The 16,096-nt window shown below is 56.6% G+C and carries 17 protein-coding genes; 7 read left to right on the plus strand and 10 right to left on the minus strand.

The window, feature by feature from the left end; all coding sequences use genetic code 11:
* The first annotated feature begins 115 nt into the window (after positions 1 to 115).
* Positions 116 to 1,114: a zinc ABC transporter substrate-binding protein gene (locus tag ACP86_RS01355; protein WP_053112417.1), complete on the plus strand. Its 999-nt coding sequence runs from the start codon at positions 116 to 118 to the stop codon at positions 1,112 to 1,114.
* Here the strand turns inward: ACP86_RS01355 and ACP86_RS01360 are convergent.
* Positions 1,091 to 2,005: an AEC family transporter gene (locus ACP86_RS01360; protein ID WP_008175044.1), complete on the minus strand. Its 915-nt coding sequence runs from the start codon at positions 2,003 to 2,005 to the stop codon at positions 1,091 to 1,093. The two genes, ACP86_RS01355 and ACP86_RS01360, sit on opposite strands and share 24 nt — an antisense overlap.
* 170 nt (positions 2,006 to 2,175) lie before the next feature.
* On the opposite strand from ACP86_RS01360, the gene ACP86_RS01365 reads away from it, so the two are divergent.
* From ACP86_RS01365 to ACP86_RS01390, 6 genes are all read left to right on the plus strand, one after another.
* A complete protein-coding gene (locus ACP86_RS01365; protein ID WP_241956169.1) occupies positions 2,176 to 2,547 on the plus strand; it encodes a BLUF domain-containing protein in 372 nt (123 codons plus the stop codon).
* A gap of 122 nt (positions 2,548 to 2,669) precedes the next feature.
* Positions 2,670 to 3,704 (plus strand): tRNA dihydrouridine(20/20a) synthase DusA, encoded by a 1,035-nt coding sequence (gene dusA / locus ACP86_RS01370; RefSeq protein WP_008175046.1) that lies wholly within the window; start codon positions 2,670 to 2,672, stop codon positions 3,702 to 3,704.
* Between the two features lie 127 nt (positions 3,705 to 3,831).
* The gene (gene tal / locus ACP86_RS01375; protein WP_008175047.1) at positions 3,832 to 4,797 is read left to right on the plus strand and encodes a transaldolase; all 966 of its coding nucleotides are present in this window, start codon (positions 3,832 to 3,834) and stop codon (positions 4,795 to 4,797) included.
* A gap of 42 nt (positions 4,798 to 4,839) precedes the next feature.
* Positions 4,840 to 5,289, plus strand: a complete 450-nt coding sequence (locus ACP86_RS01380; RefSeq protein WP_014577563.1) for a TerB family tellurite resistance protein — start codon at positions 4,840 to 4,842, stop codon at positions 5,287 to 5,289.
* Between the two features lie 11 nt (positions 5,290 to 5,300).
* A complete protein-coding gene (locus tag ACP86_RS01385; RefSeq protein ID WP_053112419.1) occupies positions 5,301 to 6,428 on the plus strand; it encodes a 3-deoxy-7-phosphoheptulonate synthase in 1,128 nt (375 codons plus the stop codon).
* Positions 6,425 to 7,219, plus strand: coding sequence for a glycerophosphodiester phosphodiesterase (locus ACP86_RS01390; protein WP_008175052.1), 795 nt, complete (start codon positions 6,425 to 6,427; stop codon positions 7,217 to 7,219). Before ACP86_RS01385 ends, ACP86_RS01390 begins: the two co-directional genes overlap by 4 nt.
* Before the next feature lie 71 nt (positions 7,220 to 7,290).
* Here ACP86_RS01390 and sthA read toward each other — a convergent pair whose 3' ends face one another.
* The 9 genes from sthA to ACP86_RS01435 are packed head-to-tail and all read right to left on the minus strand — an operon-like array spanning position 7,291 to position 15,956.
* A complete protein-coding gene (sthA, locus tag ACP86_RS01395; protein WP_008175054.1) occupies positions 7,291 to 8,682 on the minus strand; it encodes a Si-specific NAD(P)(+) transhydrogenase in 1,392 nt (463 codons plus the stop codon).
* Between the two features lie 58 nt (positions 8,683 to 8,740).
* Positions 8,741 to 8,989 carry a (Na+)-NQR maturation NqrM gene (gene nqrM / locus ACP86_RS01400; RefSeq protein WP_008175057.1) on the minus strand — a complete coding sequence of 83 codons (249 nt, stop codon included), beginning with the start codon at positions 8,987 to 8,989 and terminating at the stop codon, positions 8,741 to 8,743.
* A gap of 12 nt (positions 8,990 to 9,001) precedes the next feature.
* Entirely contained in the window at positions 9,002 to 10,051 is a 1,050-nt protein-coding gene (locus ACP86_RS01405) for an FAD:protein FMN transferase (protein WP_053112421.1), read from the minus strand.
* A gap of 9 nt (positions 10,052 to 10,060) precedes the next feature.
* A complete protein-coding gene (nqrF, locus tag ACP86_RS01410) occupies positions 10,061 to 11,287 on the minus strand; it encodes an NADH:ubiquinone reductase (Na(+)-transporting) subunit F (protein ID WP_008175061.1) in 1,227 nt (408 codons plus the stop codon).
* A gap of 37 nt (positions 11,288 to 11,324) precedes the next feature.
* Positions 11,325 to 11,933 (minus strand): NADH:ubiquinone reductase (Na(+)-transporting) subunit E, encoded by a 609-nt coding sequence (nqrE, locus tag ACP86_RS01415; RefSeq protein ID WP_008175064.1) that lies wholly within the window; start codon positions 11,931 to 11,933, stop codon positions 11,325 to 11,327.
* The gene (locus tag ACP86_RS01420; protein ID WP_008175066.1) at positions 11,933 to 12,598 is read right to left on the minus strand and encodes an NADH:ubiquinone reductase (Na(+)-transporting) subunit D; all 666 of its coding nucleotides are present in this window, start codon (positions 12,596 to 12,598) and stop codon (positions 11,933 to 11,935) included. The genes nqrE and ACP86_RS01420 overlap by 1 nt, the downstream gene beginning before the upstream one ends.
* A gap of 2 nt (positions 12,599 to 12,600) precedes the next feature.
* Positions 12,601 to 13,404: a Na(+)-translocating NADH-quinone reductase subunit C gene (locus ACP86_RS01425; protein ID WP_053112423.1), complete on the minus strand. Its 804-nt coding sequence runs from the start codon at positions 13,402 to 13,404 to the stop codon at positions 12,601 to 12,603.
* The gene (locus tag ACP86_RS01430) at positions 13,397 to 14,605 is read right to left on the minus strand and encodes an NADH:ubiquinone reductase (Na(+)-transporting) subunit B (protein ID WP_008175069.1); all 1,209 of its coding nucleotides are present in this window, start codon (positions 14,603 to 14,605) and stop codon (positions 13,397 to 13,399) included. The genes ACP86_RS01425 and ACP86_RS01430 overlap by 8 nt, the downstream gene beginning before the upstream one ends.
* 4 nt (positions 14,606 to 14,609) lie before the next feature.
* Positions 14,610 to 15,956 (minus strand): Na(+)-translocating NADH-quinone reductase subunit A, encoded by a 1,347-nt coding sequence (locus ACP86_RS01435; RefSeq protein WP_008175071.1) that lies wholly within the window; start codon positions 15,954 to 15,956, stop codon positions 14,610 to 14,612.
* Positions 15,957 to 16,096: the final 140 nt, after the last annotated feature.

Consider the following 16,096-nt stretch of genomic DNA (forward strand, 5'->3'; position numbering starts at 1 on the left):
ATCAGGAAGTTAACGAGCACACCAGAAATACTAAGTAAGAAGTTTCTTTTGCCGGCCCCGGCCGAGTTTGTTATATTATAACATTACACATCAGCATCGCAGGATCTCTTTTATCATGCGCGTTACCGGAAAAGCACTTTCTATTGCACTCGGAGCCGGCACCCTTTTGTTTCACAGTGCCCTGCAGGCCGAGACCCGCATTGTTACTTCCATCAAACCGGTTGAGCTGATCGTCAGTGCGATCGCCACGGAAGACATGCAGACAACGAGTCTCGTCCCGCCCGGCTCCAGCCCCCACAATTACACCATGAAGCCATCCCAGCGCCGGGCCCTGGAAAACGCCGACGTGATTTTCTGGGTCGGGCCCGACATGGAAACCTTCCTTAATCGCCTTCTGGCAGGGCAGGAATTCAGCGGTCGAACGGTCGCGCTCATGGATGCCGAGCACGAACCCGGGGAAGTTAACCACGATGAACACGCGCACGACGACCACGCGGACGATCACCATGGCCATGCCCACGAAGAGGAGGCCAAGGAGGAAGAACACCACAACGAGGGGCACGGACACGGCCATGATCACGGAGACGGCGAAGACCCGCACATCTGGCTGGATCCCGAACTGGCCATCGAAATGGCCGGGACGATCCGGGATGCTCTCTCAGGACTGAAAGGTGTTGACGCTGGCGCGTTAAACGAGAATTTCGAGCAGTTCAAAGCCAGCGTTCGAGAAACCGATGCCACTATCCGGGACCGCCTTGCACCGGCGCACGAAATCAGCCTGTTCGCCTATCACGACGCCTTTACCCGATTTGCCGAACACTATGAACTGAAACTCGAGGGCGTTCTGACACTGAACCCGGAGCTGTCGCCAGGGGCCCGGCATATCGCGGAAGTGCAGGAAAAACTGCGCAACGCAAACCATCCCTGCCTCCTGACCGAACCGCAGTTCAACCGGCAGTGGTGGCGCTCGATCACCGAGAGCCTGGACGTGACCTTCAGCACCTGGGACCCTCTGGCCACTGACATCGCGGCAACGCCAGAAGGTTACAACAACTTCCAGCACAGCATTGTCGACGCGGTGCTCAAGTGCCTACCAGAGAATACTGAGCATTAAAGGTATGGTGACGATGGCCAGCAAGGTCTGACCACTGATGATGCCCGCCATCAGGGGGGCATCGCCACCAAGCTGTCGAGCCAGAATGTAGGCAGAGGTGGCCGTGGGGAGCGCCGACAACAGCACGACCACCTGAACCATCATTCCCTCAAGACCCAGCAACGAGGCCAGCCCCGCAGTCATCAGCGGAAATCCGACCAACTTCAGCGCCGATGACACAATAAACGGCAGTGAAGCGCCTCTGAGGGCCTTGAGCTGAAGCCCGGCGCCAACCGTCATCAAACCCATCGGCAACGCCAGATTGCTTAGCGGCTCGAGAATGCCGCCGATCAGCGGATGAAATCCGATTTCGAAGAAACTCCAGACCACGCCAATCACCGAGCCCACTATAAGAGGATTGGTCACAATCGCCTTGAATACTGGCACCAGCCTCACCGGCCCTTCCGTGGCCACCAGTGAAAACATCAGTATGCACAGCAGATTCAGCAACGGCACCATGATGGCAACTGCGATCGCCGAGAGGGACAGGCCCTGATCGCCGAGCAGCATGCCGCCAGCCGCCAGGCCCACGTAGGAATTGAACCGGATAGCCCCCTGGTAAACCGAAGAAAAAACCGGGCCGGACCAGCGCCAGAACCATTGGGCAATCGCCAGGATCAGCGTCATCGCGATCAGCATGGCGCCAATGAGCAATGCAATGTCACCATAAGCGGAAGCCGGCAACCTGGCCTGCCCCAGCTTGAAGACCAACATGGCCGGAAACAGCACGTAGTAGGTAAACCGCTCCGCCTGGGGCCAGAAATCGCCGCCCGGAAAGTCAATGCGGCGGAACACATGCCCCAGCATGATCAGGACAAATACCGGCAGCAGAGCCTGCACCATCAGGGGCATACGTTCAAACTCCAGGGCAAGGTTGTTTACTTGGGTTTTATGGGAGTACAGTTAAACAAGCATGAGATCATAGCAGAAGGAGTGCTTCTCCTTCAGGGAGGTTTTTTGCTATCGACGCATCGAAGCCCAGACTTTGCAGGCTTATCTATTTCAGCAGCGTTTCTTCGCATCTGCAGGAATCCGATTTAGACGACATCCTCGCGGAATCCATCAAAAGAAACGAGCGGGACGGCATCACCGGCCTGCTGGCTTATGATCAGTTCAATTTCATGCAGGTTTTGGAAGGTGAGGAAGAGGCTGTCAACAGACTTTACCTTGGCATCACTGCCGATCCTCGCCACCAGGATGTTCGCCTGATTCAGTACGAGCAAATCGATCATCGCCAGTTTGACGATTGGGCAATGGCTCTGGCGAAGCTTCCCGAGGTTCCGGGCAATTACATCAACAAACTCTATGGTGGATTCAAGCCCCAGCTGTTCTCCACTCGAGACGCTCTAATCTACTTCAATTTTCTCCGCAACTATTTGAAACGAGCAGCCTGAAGCCTGTTATGGATTTCGCCAAAGCCTTACGGAAATCGGAAACCAATGCCTGTTAAACTACGACTCTTGGTTTCAACGTAGTTCTTTTCGTCACCCGTTTTTCGTCGACAACAGGTATCGCAATGTCTGGAATACCATCTGAGGACACCCTGCTGCACAACTCCGGCCCCTCCCGCCGCTTCTGCGTGGCCCCGATGATGGACTGGACCACCAGTCACTACCGTTATCTGGCGCGCCAGCTTAGCCGGCATACCCTGCTCTACACCGAGATGGTCACCACCGGCGCACTGATTCATGGCGACACCGCGCGCTTTCTGCGCCACGATGAGGCCGAGTACCCACTGGCCCTTCAGCTGGGTGGCAGCGATGCCGGCGAACTTGCCCACTGTGCCAGGCTGGCACAGCAATACGGCTTCGATGAGGTTAACCTGAACGTCGGTTGCCCCAGCGATCGTGTTCAGAACAACATGATCGGTGCCTGCCTGATGGGCCATCCGGACAAGGTGGCAGAGGGCGTGCGCGCCATGATTGAAGCAACCGAGCTGCCAGTCACCGTGAAGCATCGAATCGGTATTGATGGGCGGGAGTCCTGGGACGATCTCTGCGAATTCGTGGAAAAAGTGTCGGAAGCTGGCTGCCGGACCTTTATCGTACACGCCCGGATCGCGATTCTTGAAGGCCTGAGCCCCAAGGAAAACCGGGAAGTCCCTCCGCTTAAATACGACTGGGTCTACCGGCTGAAAGCGAAATACCCGCACCTGGAAATCATCATCAACGGCGGCATCAAGACCTTCGATGAGTGCCACGAGCATCTCCGGCATACCGACGGCGTGATGCTGGGTCGGGAGGCGTACCACAATCCCTGGCTGCTGGCAGGCGTCGATCCGGAGTTCTTCGGGGAGGCAGCGCCGGTAGAAACCCGGCATCAGGCACTTCGGGCCATGCTTCCGTTCATAGGGAGCGAACTTGAGCGCGGCGTATTCCTGACTCACATGTCCAGGCACCTTCTCGGCCTGTTCCACGGCCAACCTGGCGGTCGGCAGTTCCGTCGCTATATCAGCGAGAACGCCCATAAATCCGGTGCTGGCCTGGAAGTGATCGAAACCGCTCTGGAAAAGGTTCGTGAACCGGCGGCGCCGGAGATTGCCGAAGCTTAATCGCAGGCAATTGCCACCATACCTTTTGTTGTCTTGTTCCTGTCAGAGCGGCCCGTTATTGTAGGCATATAGCCAGCGCCCGGGATTCGGGCGCACCAATAACAGATCAACCGGGACGACAGGACGAATGACCAGCAAGCTCGACCAACTGAAGACCATGACCACGGTGGTAGCGGATACCGGCGATATCGAAGCCATTGCGAAGTGGCGGCCGGAAGATGCCACCACTAATCCATCCCTGCTACTCAAAGCTGCCGCTTCTGACGCTTACCGGCCGATGCTGGACAAGGCTGTGGCAGAAGCCCGGCGGCATGGCGGCTCAGACGCCGAGCAGCTGACCATGGCCACTGATATGCTGGCCGTACTCGCCGGCCGAGAAATCCTGAACCTGATTCCCGGTGTGGTTTCGACGGAGGTGGATGCCCGTTTGTCCTTTGATACCGCCGGTACGCTTGAGCGCGCCCGCCGCCTGGTTGAGCTGTACGACAAGCAGGGCGTCGACACCAGTCGCGTACTGATCAAGATTGCTTCTACCTGGGAAGGCATCCGGGCGGCCGAGCAACTGGAGAAAGAAGGCATTCACTGCAACCTGACGTTGCTGTTTTCTTTCATTCAGGCCGCCGCCTGTGCCCAGGCCGGTGCATTCCTGATCTCGCCCTTTGTTGGTCGAATTCTGGACTGGCACCTGGCCAGCACTGGCCGGGACAGCTACCCGGCTGCAGAGGATCCGGGGGTGCTTTCGGTATCCCGTATCTACAATTACTACAAGGCCAACGGCTTTAAAACGGTGGTGATGGGCGCCAGTTTCCGGAACACCGGCGAAATTGAAATGCTGGCTGGCTGTGACCGCCTGACCATAAGCCCTACCCTGCTGCAGGAGTTGCAGGACGACCTGGGCGATCTGCCGCGTCGACTGGTCGCCGACACCGCCAGCTCACCGGATCAGTTTGGCACCATCGACGAGAAACTGTTCCGCTGGGAATCCAACGAGGACGCTATGGCTACCGAGAAGCTGGCCGATGGTATCCGCCGGTTCACAGCCGACCAGATTGAACTGGAGAACCGGGTCCGGCAGCTGGCCAGGGCGGCCTGACGCGGCGCCTCAAACCAAACACAGAAGTGGGACTGTCCGATCATGATCGAGCGCCTGAAAAAATTGTTTGCGGCACCGGAAGCTGAACGCGAGAAGCCCGATAACCATCAGCTCGCAGTGGCTGCCACGGCATTGATGGTTCAGCTTTCCCGTGTCGACCAGGATGAAGACGAGCGCGAACTGCAGGCCATTGTTGATGGCGCAGTAAAAGCACATCAGGTAACCCGGGCCGAAGCCGAGGAAATTCTGGAAGACGCCCTTAGCCACGCAGACGATGCCACGTCGCTCTATGAATTTACCGGCCAGATCAACGAGTACCTGGACCAGGAAGGAAAACAGGCCCTGCTGGAAAGTATCTGGCGCGTGGCCTTTGCGGATGGCCGCATCGACAAGTACGAAGAACACCTTATTCGCCGCATGGCAGACCTGCTGCATCTTAATCATCGGGAGTTCATGCAGGCGCGGCACCGGGCGCAAGACGCAGGTTCTTAAAAGGAGACAGCATGCTAGCGATTCTTCATCCGAATACCGCTCTGGACAGCGAAGAATACCGACAGACCATGCACTACCTCGAGAATCTCCCGAACGTGTCGGTTCGGGTTCATGAGGTTCAGGGCGCCACCCAGAGGCTGACCGAAATCTATCTTCTCGGGGACACCAAGCCCCTGAACAAGGAAGAGATCGAAGCCCTACCTGCGGTCGAACGGGCCATACGCATTTCGGACGACTACCGTATTCTTGGGCGCCACCGGGACGATCGACGGCAAAGCGGCTTCACCTACAACGGTGTCGAGTTCAGTCAATCCAACCTGAACATCTTTGCCGGGCTGTGCGCGGTTGATGTGCCCGAACACGTCGACATGATGATGAAGGCCCTGGAAGGCCATGGGGAAGTCTGCACACGAATGGGCGCCTACAAGCCGCGCACCAACCCTTATTCATTCCAGGGCCACGGCAAGGGCTGCCTCCCCTGGGTGTTTGAAAAGGCGGGGAAACACGGCATCAAGGTTATCGCCATGGAGATCACTCATGAGAGCCACATTGAGGAAATCGACAACTGCCTCGAAAAGCTTGGCCGTCCCACCGGTGTAATGCTGCAGGTGGGCACCCGCAATACCCAGAACTTCGAGCTGCTCAAGGCCATTGGCCGCCAGAGTACCTATCCGGTACTGCTCAAACGCGGGTTCGGGATTACCCTGAATGAATCCCTCAACGCTGCCGAGTATCTGGCCAGCGAAGGCAACGCTAATGTCATCTTCTGCCTGAGGGGCATGAAAACCGAAGCCGGCCAGCCCCATCGGAACATGGTGGATTTCGCCCATGTGCCGGCGGTCAAGCGCCTTACCCGTATGCCAGTCTGTGTGGATCCTTCCCATTCGGTGGGCAGCCGCGAGCAGTCTCCGGACGGCATCCTTGATGTCATGCACGCGACCGCCCAGGGCGTCGTCGCCGGTGCCAACATGGTGCTCGTGGATTTCCACCCCAAGCCGGAAAGAGCCCTGGTGGACGGCCCCCAGGCCCTGCTGATGAACGAGCTGCCGGCGTACCTCGAAGACATACGCCTTTGCCACGACACCTGGAAGAAGCGCCAGGCCATTTACCAACGCCTGAAGGATGATGCAGCGGAATGATTGTCTACGGACACAGAGGCGCCAAGGGAGAAGCTCCCGAAAACACCCTTCCGGGATTTACGCATGCTTACCGGCACGGTATCCGGCATTTTGAACTGGATCTCGTATTGTCAAAGGACGGCAAGCCGGTATTGGTGCACGATCTTTCGGTTGACCGCACGACCAGCCAGAAAGGCAGTATCAGTCAGTACACGGCCGCCGAACTGGCTGCCATGGATGCGCGAAGAAACACCAGCTCCTGGCCCACACCCACGGGAATTCCCGCGCTGGAAGACCTTCTGGACCGGTTCGACGACCTCGAACACCTGCAACTGGAAGTCAAAAAAGACACGCGTCAGCGCCTGAACATTCTCAGCAATCGCCTGACAGAGGTTATACAGCGACGCAATCTGTATCAGACGGTGGCCATAACCTCTTCCGACACCTGGTTTCTGAAACAGATCCGGCGGCGGAACAAGAACATCCGCATCGGCCTGGTCGCAGAGCGCAAATTCCCGCGCCCCTTGAGCATTGCGGGCCAACTCGGCTGTGAGTATCTCTGCATCAACTGGAAGCTTTGCTCGAAAGCGCTGGTTGAAAAAGCCCATCGAAAGGGCATGCACGTGTCCACCTGGACGGTGAACCGGATTCACGACATGTTGCAACTGGAAGAAATGGGCGTGGACAGCATCATCACTGACTATCCCACCAGCACCCGCATATTCTTCGACAACAGGGCCAGGTCAGCCCTGTCATTGCCACAGAGTCACGCCGGGGTGTCGGCCAGTAAAGAGGCCCTGTCAGCGGGCTGAATTCGGGATATGGAAGGTTAAGCCGGGGTCAGTCGTAGGCTTTCTTCTGACCCCTGGTGTGGCCTGCCCCGTTAAAAGATCCGGTTCAGACCGTTCAACGCCGCGACACGGTAGGCTTCCGCCATGGTCGGATAGTTGAACGTGGTATTGATGAAGTAGTTCAGGGAGTTGGCCTCTCCTTCCTGATTCATGATCGCCTGGCCGATGTGGACGATTTCCGCCGCCTGGTCACCGAAACAGTGGATACCCAGAATCTGACGGGTTTCCCGGTGAAACAGAATTTTCAGCATTCCTACCGCTTCTCCGGTAATCTGGGCACGGGCAAGATCCTTGAAGAACGCCTGTCCAACCTCGTAGGGCACCTTGGCTTCCGTCAGTTCGCGCTCGGTTTTACCAACGGAACTGATTTCCGGAATGGTGTAGATCCCGGTCGGCACATCCGACACAAAGCGGAAGTATGCGTCATCCACAATATCCGAGGATGCAGAGCGGCCCTGGTCATAAGCGGCGCTTGCCAGACTTGGCCAGCCGATCACGTCGCCCGCCGCGTAGATGTTGTCCACTTCGGTGCGATAGTGCTCGTCAACGGCCAGTTGCCCACGGCCATTGGGTTCCAGACCGATATTTTCGAGGCCCAGCTTCTCGGTGTTCCCGCTGCGACCATTGCACCACAGGAATGCATCCGCACGGATTTTCTTGCCCGATTGAAGCGACAACACCACACCGTGGTCGTCGCCCACAACCGACTCGTACTGCTCGTTGTGGCGAACCAGAACGCCATTATTCCGCAGGTGGTAACTCAGGGCGTCGGAGATCTCGTCATCCAGGAAGGACAACAGCCGGCTACCCGGGTTGATCAGGTCGACTTTTACACCCAGGCCCGCAAAGATCGAGGCGTACTCTGACCCTATGACGCCAGCGCCATAAATAATCAGTGTGCGAGGCGTGTGAGACAGGTTCAGAATGGTGTCGGAGTTATAGATACGGTGATGACGGAAGTCCACATCGGGTGGCAGGTAGGGCCTGGAACCGGTGGCGATGATCGCCTGCTTGAAGTGCAGCGTCTCGGAGGACTTGCTACCCCGGACTTCTATGCGGTTCTGGTCGACAAAAAAGGCCCGGCCGTTTATCAAATCCACGCGATTGCGAGAGTAGAACTGCGTCCGGAGCTTGACCTGCTTGCCGATGACCTTCTGGGCATTCTGAAGCACTCGCGGGAAAGAGAACCAGCGAGGCTCCCCGATATCCCGGAACATCTGGTTGGTGTTGAACGTAATGATCTGTTTGACGGAGTGGCGCAGCGCCTTGGAAGGAATGGTGCCCCAGTGGGTGCAGTTCCCGCCAACGGTAGGCTTGTCTTCGATGATCGCGACACGTTTGCCGTGTTTCGTCGCATTCATCGCCGCGCCTTCGCCGGACGGACCGGCGCCGATAACGACGACGTCGTAATGATGTTCTGCCATGCGCGCAGTGACTCCTTATCTACGTCGTGAAAAGATGGTTGTAATTGTCAAAAACAGATCAGTGCTTGCTGGCCTTGCTGGCGTCGTAAGCCAGAGCCTCGGGCTCTTTACCCTCGTTGGCCAACCGTTCGTTTTCTTCTTCGCACTTCTGGGTATTACCACCGCAGATATCACAGGACTGGCTGATACCAAGCGCGCCAATACCGCCGCAGGTTCCGCTGATGGGCTTGCGCCCGAGGATCACGCCAATAGACATGGCTGCAACCAGCAAAACCACGATGAAAAGAACCAAAAGAAAGGTACCCATGTTGCCCTCCCCTCATTGAGTCACGTAGGACGAAAAGGCCGGCGTCTGGTGCGTCTCGAAGCCTTCATCCGTCCTGACAATAAAATAGGCCGGGATATTTTCCCTTACCGCGAGCTCATTTGCCCGCTCGTAGCCCATCACATTAAAACCGGTTGCCAGAGCATCTGCCGTCATACAATCGTCCGCGATAACGGTTACTGATGCCAGCTTGTGAGCAATTGGCTCACCCGTTTCAGGATCTATTGTATGGGAATACCGACGCCCTTCCGATTCGTAATAATTACGATAATCACCTGATGTTGCCATAGCACGTGATTCCAGCGCCACCACGCGGTTTACCGCGCGCCCTTCCGCCATCGGCTGTTCTATGGCCAGTCGCCAGGTGCTGCCATCAGGTTTACGGCCATTGACGCTAACCTCTCCGCCAATCTCCACCAGGTACGCCTCCACGCCTTCGCTCTCAAGAAAACGGGCAACCGCATCTACACCGTATCCCTTGGCGATAGCCGACAGATCCACATATTGCGGTGGTGTCGCACGCACGGCGGGCGGATCGACCCGCAGCTCGAGCTTCTCGAAGCCAGTGGCGGCAAGAGCCCTGGAGAGAGATTCTTCTGACGGAATCTGCTCCGGGCGCGCCTCGGGGCCGAACCCCCAAAGATTTACCACCGGGCCGATGGTCACATCAAAGGCACCAGCGGTCATCGTTGAGATCTCTTCAGCCTTCTGAAGAACACGGAGCAAGTCCGCTGACACCGGAACCCACTCGGATTGATCGGATCGTTGATTGAAACGGGACAGCTCCGAATCCTCGCGCCAGGTCGACATTGACGCATCAACCCCTTCGAGCACCTCATCGATACCGCTGGCCAGAGTTTCAAGCCTCTCCTGATCCTCGGTCAATACGACATTGATGTGGTAGCTGGTGCCGAAGACAGGTCCGGAGATTTCCCAGATTTTTTCCTCTGGCTCAAACGAACAACCCGCCAGAACGGCAAAGGCCAGCGCTGTAAAAGCGCTGGCCAGGGCCACCCTGGCGGGTCGTACCATGCTGAATGTCATCAGAACTGCTTAGCCTCCAAAGTCATCCAGCATGATGTTTTCATCCTCAACACCCAGATCCTTGAGCATCTTGATGCAGGAGGCGTTCATGATGGGGGGCCCACACATGTAGTATTCACAGTCTTCCGGAGCCGGGTGGTCCTTCAGATAGTTTTCATACAACACGTTATGAATAAACCCGGTCGGGCCCTGCCAATTGTCCTCGGGCAACGCATCGGAAAGTGCGACATGCCACTCGAAGTTGTCGTTTTCTTCCTGAAGCCCGTCGAAATCTTCCACATAGAACATCTCGCGAACACTTCGTGCGCCATACCAGAAGCTGATCTTGCGCTTGGAGTTCAGACGCTTGAGCTGATCGAAGATGTGGGAACGCATAGGCGCCATACCGGCACCGCCACCAATGAATACCATTTCGGCATCGGTCTTCTTGGCGAAGAACTCACCGAACGGCCCCATAACGGTGACCTTGTCGCCCGGCTTCAGGTTGAACACGTAGCTCGACATGATGCCCGGATTGTGGTCAGTGCCCGGAGGCGGCGTGGCGATACGGATGTTGAACTTGAGAACACCCTTCTCTTCCGGATAGTTTGCCATGGAATAGGCCCGGATGGTCTCTTCCTTGTTGACCGCCTTGTAGCGCCAGATGTTGTGCTTGTCCCAGTCTTCGTGGAACTCTTCCTCGATATCGAAATCCTTGAAGTCGATCTCGTAGGGAGGACACTCGAGCTGAACGTAACCGCCGGCCCGGAAGTCAACTTCCTCGCCTTCCGGCAGCTTGAGCACCAGCTCTTTGATGAAGGTGGCGACGTTGTGGTTGGAGACAACCTCGCATTCCCACTTCTTGACGCCAAAGAACTCTTCCGGCACTTCCACCTTCATGTCCTGTTTTACAGGAACCTGGCAGGACAGGCGCCAGCCCTCTTTCTCTTCACGATTGGTGAAGTGGGTCTTTTCCGTCGGCAGCATGGCACCGCCGCCCTCCAGAACCTTGCACTTGCACTGGGCGCAGGTACCGCCGCCACCGCAGGCAGAGGAGAGGAAAATACCACTGTTTGCCAGAGTACCGAGCAGCTTGCCGCCGGCTTCGGTCTTCAGCGTGTGTTCTGGATCATCGTTGATCTCAATGGTCACATCACCGGTGCTTACCAGCCTGGACCGGGCCGCAAGAATCACTGCGACCAGGGCCAGAACGATAACGGTGAACATGACCACGCCGAGAATAATTTCTGTATTCATGGTCTCGCCTTTTCGTTAAACCGAATCACCGGGTGAATTACAGTGAGATACCGGAGAAGGACATGAAGCCCAGGGACATCAGACCAACAGTAATGAAGGTGATACCCAGGCCACGCAGGCCTTCCGGAACGTCACTGTACTTCAGCTTCTCGCGGATACCCGCCAGGGCAATGATTGCCAGTGCCCAGCCGAGGCCGGCACCAAAGCCGTAAACCACACTCTCGCCGAAGGTGTAGTCACGCTCAACCATGAACAGCGAGGCACCCAGAATGGCGCAGTTCACTGTAATCAGTGGCAGGAACACACCCAGAGCGGCATAGAGCGCCGGGATATACTTGTCCAGTACCATTTCCATGATCTGAACAATCGCCGCGATTACCCCGATATACGTCAGCAATCCGAGAAAGCTCAGGTCTACGTTCGGCAGGCCAGCCCAATCCAGGGCGCCTTCGCGCAGAACGCTGTTGTACAGAAGGTTGTTCACCGGAACGGTGACCGTCAGCACGACCACCACGGCAATGCCAAGACCGGTTGCGGCCTCGATCTTCTTGGAGATGGCCAGGAAGGTACACATCCCCAGGAAGAAGGCCAGCGCCATGTTTTCAACAAAAACAGCCTTCAGAATCAAGCTGATATAATGCTCCATCAGAAGGCCTCCTTGGCGACATGGCGAGACATTTTATAGTCCGGCTCTTCAACCTGCTCCGGCTTCCAGGTCCGCAGACCCCAGATCGCCAGGCCGATAATAAAGAACGCACTCGGCGGCAGCAGCAACAAGCCGTTAGGAATGTACCAGCCACCTTCGTTCACCACCGGCATCAGGGAGACACCGAACAGTGAGCCGGCGCCCAGCAATTCACGGAAGAAGGCAACGAAGATCAGGAGTACCGAGTAGCCCAGACCGTTACCAACGCCGTCCAGGAAGCTCAGCCAGGGGCCGTTCTTCATGGCAAAGCCTTCCGCGCGGCCCATAACGATGCAGTTGGTGATAATCAGACCAACGAACACTGAGAGCTGCTTGGAAATCTCGTAGGCATAGGCCTTGAGCACCTGGTCAACCACGATTACCAGGGAGGCGATAATGGTCATCTGCACGATGATCCGGATACTGCCCGGAATCTGGGTGCGTACCAGGGACACAGCCAGGTTGGAAAATGCGGTAACGGCAATAACCGCCGCGCACATAACAAGTGTAACGTTCATGCTGGTGGTAACCGCCAGCGCTGAACAGATGCCCAGGATCTGCAGGGCAATCGGGTTATTGCTGAAGATCGGTTCGAAGAGAACCTGTTTGGCTGATGCATCTGCCATGATCAGACCTCCCCTTCACGAAGTTTTTGCAGGAACGGCGCGTATCCGCGGTCGCCCATCCAGTAGTTAACCAGTTGCTCAACGCCGCGACTGGTCAACGTTGCCCCGGACAGAGCATCCACTTTATGCTGCCTTTTTTTTGCATCAACGTTTACGCCACCTTTAACCAGTTTGATCTGCGGTTCAGTGCGATCACCATCATAAACTTTCTTCCCCACCCACTGCGACTTCCAGCGTGGATTGTCTACCTCCCCACCGAGGCCCGGAGTTTCGGCGTGGGAGTAAAAGCCAAGCCCTTCAATGGTGTTCAAATCACCTTCCAGCGAAATGAAGCCATACAATGTAGACCAGAGGCCATAACCATGAATTGGCAGTACCACACGCACTAGCTCTCCGTTCTCGCTCAGCGTATACACCCTGGCAACATTCGGCCGGCGCTTGATGCCAGCCTTGTCTTCCGAGGAAGGAATATCCGTAGACAACTGAGGGTCCGAGGCAGCCTTGTACATATCATATTTCATGGGCTCAGCAACACCAACGGCGGAAGGCTTTACAAATTTACCAGTATCCAAATCCACCAGGCGAACATCGAAACTCTCGAATTTCTGCAAAATCTGCTCTGCAGTATCGCCTTGATCCAGCATACCTGCGGCAGAGAGAATGTTCGTTGTCATATCAAGATGCTGATTCTTGACCTGGGCAGGTCTGAGCATGACCGCCGCGGTGGATACCACGACAGAGAACACGATACTCAGCACCAGCGCAACGATCAGCGTGCGGGAGACGGTTTCTTTAGCTTTAGCCACGAGCAAGCCTCCGTTTGATGTTGGCCTGAACCACGTAATGGTCCATCAATGGCGCGAACAGGTTTGCGAACAGGATGGCAAGCATGATGCCTTCCGGGAACGCCGGATTGATCACGCGGATCAGCACAGTCATCACGCCTACCAGAATACCGAAACACCAGCGACCCGTGTCAGTCATCGCGGCGGACACCGGATCCGTCGCCATGAACATCATGCCAAAGGCAAACCCGCCCATGACCAGATGCCAATGCGCCGGAACCGCGAACATCGGATTGGTCTCGGAACCTATGATGTTTAGCAGCAGCGACATGCCGATCATACCGATCAACACACCTCCGACGATGCGATAGGAGGCAATCTTCATCCCCAACAGGATCAGGCCACCAATCAGAATGGCCAGTGTCGAGGTCTCACCCATCGAGCCCTGAATGGTGCCCATGAAGGCGCTCATCCAGCCAATTTGAGCTTCCAGAGCTTCCAGACCACCACTGGCGGCCCAGCTCAGCGCCGTGGCGCCACTGAAGCCGTCAACCGCAGTCCAGACGGTGTCGCCGGAAATCTGCGCCGGATAGGCGAAGTACAGGAAGGCACGACCGGTCAGGGCCGGGTTCAGGAAGTTCTTGCCGGTACCGCCGAACACTTCCTTGCCGATCACGACGCCGAAGGTGATGCCCAGGGCCACCTGCCAGAGAGGAATGGTGGGCGGGCAGATCAGTGCAAACAGGACCGATGTGACAAAGAAACCCTCGTTCACTTCGTGACGGCGCACGGTGGCAAACAGCACTTCCCAGAAACCACCGACCACGAAGGTCACGAAGTAAATGGGCACGAAGTACGCCATGCCGTAAACGAAGTTGTCCCATACGCCCGCACCGGAACCGGTGATGGCAAGTGCCTGGATAAAGGCAGTCCGCAGGCCGCCGTCAGCAATCATGGCATCCGGGTTGGACGCCAGGAAACTGTTGGCCTGGTAGCCGATGTTCCACATTCCGAAGAACATTGCCGGGAAGGTGCACAACCAAACCGTGATCATGATGCGCTTGAGGTCAATCCCGTCACGCACATGGGCGGTGGTGGAGGTGACACTCGCCGGCGAGTAGAAAATAGTATCCACCGCCTCGTAAAGCGCATACCAGCGCTCGTACTTGCCACCCTTTTCAAAGTGATGCTCGATTCCATCGAGAAACTGTCTGATAGCCATCGTATTAGCCCTCGATCTCGATTCGGGTCAGGTTCTCGCGGAGAATCGGACCATATTCATATTTGCCGGGGCACACAAAGGTGCACAGCGCCAGATCTTCTTCATCCAACTCCAGTGCGCCAAGCTTCTGTGCCATCTCTGTGTCGCCGACAATCAGGGAACGCAGCAACTGCGTGGGCAGAATGTCCAGCGGCATGATCTTTTCGTAAACACCCACCGGCACCATCGCCCGCTCGCTGCCATTGGTGGTGGTGGTCATATCGAACCGTTTGCCACCGACCAGCTTGGACAGGTAAATATTCATGACGGAGAACTTGTTCGCACCCGGCGACAGCCAGCCCATGAACTCGCGCTTGTTACCTTCCTCAAGCACGGACACCTGATTGGCAAACCGGCCAAGATAGGCGCAGGGACCATCGCCACGGCGACCGCCGAACACGGAGCCGGAAATCGCCCGGATCTCGCAATCTGTGGCAACTTCACCGTCGAGAAGCTCCTCAAGACTGGCACCCAGACGAGTACGCACGAGACGGGGTTTCAGGGCCTTGGGGCCACCGATCGCCACGACACGCTCAACAGGGACTTCACCGGATTCAAACAGCTTGGCAATGTCGATAACGTCCTGATAATTGATACTCCAGACCGTCTTGCTGCCAGAAACCGGATCCAGGTGATGGATATGGGTTCCCACGTTGCCGGCCGGATGCTTGCCATCGAACTGGTGCACCTCAACGGCGTCGGACCTGGGAACAGCGACGTTGGATCCTGGCTTGCCAGTGACAAACACCTTGCCGGTGGTCAGTTTGGTAAGGATCTCAAGGCCTTTCTCGAACGCCTGGCTGTTTTCGCCAATGATGACCGTCGGGTCCGCTGCCAGCGGGTTGGTATCCATGACCGACACGAAAATTGAGTGGGGAGCGGAATCAATCTCCGGAACCTTGCTGTACGGACGCGTCTTGAATGCAGTCCAGAGCCCGGATTCCACCAGATTATCGACTACCTGCTGGCGTTCCAGGCCGGCAAGATCCGCTTCGCTGTAGCGCGCAAAGGTCTCAGCCTCATCGCCATCGACTTCGATAACGATCGACTGGAATACCCGACGCTCACCACGGTTGATCTCTTTCACAACGCCCGCGGCGGGTGAAGTATAACGAACGCCCTCGGTCTTCTTGTCCGTGAACAGCAGCGTACCGCGCTTGACACGGTCCCCCTCTTTCACAGCCATCGTCGGCTTCATGCCGATATAGTCAAAACCGATCAACGCAACGTGGCGAACGGGTTTGCCGTCTGTAATGGTCTGTTCGGGAGCGCCGCTGATGGGAAGATCCAGGCCTTTTTTGATCTTGATCATTAGCCTCATCCAATCATCAGAAACTTTTCAATGGATTCGTAACGCCCGACACCTGCGGCCCAGAAAAACCATGAGAAACGGAGTGCCAGACGTACCCAAAATCGCGCCAATTATAGAGATTAAGGAATCCTATTTCCACC

Source organism: Marinobacter sp. CP1 (assembly GCF_001266795.1).
Taxonomy (GTDB): Bacteria; Pseudomonadota; Gammaproteobacteria; order Pseudomonadales; family Oleiphilaceae; genus Marinobacter; species Marinobacter flavimaris.

Coding starts and splice junctions, on each gene's coding strand:
- ACP86_RS01355 (WP_053112417.1), top strand. CDS start 116: ATGCGCGTTACCGGAAAAGCACTTTCTATTGCACTCGGAGCCGGCACC.
- ACP86_RS01360 (WP_008175044.1), bottom strand. CDS start 2,005: ATGCCCCTGATGGTGCAGGCTCTGCTGCCGGTATTTGTCCTGATCATG.
- dusA (WP_008175046.1), top strand. CDS start 2,670: ATGTCTGGAATACCATCTGAGGACACCCTGCTGCACAACTCCGGCCCC.
- tal (WP_008175047.1), top strand. CDS start 3,832: ATGACCAGCAAGCTCGACCAACTGAAGACCATGACCACGGTGGTAGCG.
- ACP86_RS01380 (WP_014577563.1), top strand. CDS start 4,840: ATGATCGAGCGCCTGAAAAAATTGTTTGCGGCACCGGAAGCTGAACGC.
- ACP86_RS01385 (WP_053112419.1), top strand. CDS start 5,301: ATGCTAGCGATTCTTCATCCGAATACCGCTCTGGACAGCGAAGAATAC.
- ACP86_RS01390 (WP_008175052.1), top strand. CDS start 6,425: ATGATTGTCTACGGACACAGAGGCGCCAAGGGAGAAGCTCCCGAAAAC.
- sthA (WP_008175054.1), bottom strand. CDS start 8,682: ATGGCAGAACATCATTACGACGTCGTCGTTATCGGCGCCGGTCCGTCC.
- nqrM (WP_008175057.1), bottom strand. CDS start 8,989: ATGGGTACCTTTCTTTTGGTTCTTTTCATCGTGGTTTTGCTGGTTGCA.
- ACP86_RS01405 (WP_053112421.1), bottom strand. CDS start 10,051: ATGACATTCAGCATGGTACGACCCGCCAGGGTGGCCCTGGCCAGCGCT.
- nqrF (WP_008175061.1), bottom strand. CDS start 11,287: ATGAATACAGAAATTATTCTCGGCGTGGTCATGTTCACCGTTATCGTT.
- nqrE (WP_008175064.1), bottom strand. CDS start 11,933: ATGGAGCATTATATCAGCTTGATTCTGAAGGCTGTTTTTGTTGAAAAC.
- ACP86_RS01420 (WP_008175066.1), bottom strand. CDS start 12,598: ATGGCAGATGCATCAGCCAAACAGGTTCTCTTCGAACCGATCTTCAGC.
- ACP86_RS01430 (WP_008175069.1), bottom strand. CDS start 14,605: ATGGCTATCAGACAGTTTCTCGATGGAATCGAGCATCACTTTGAAAAG.
- ACP86_RS01435 (WP_008175071.1), bottom strand. CDS start 15,956: ATGATCAAGATCAAAAAAGGCCTGGATCTTCCCATCAGCGGCGCTCCC.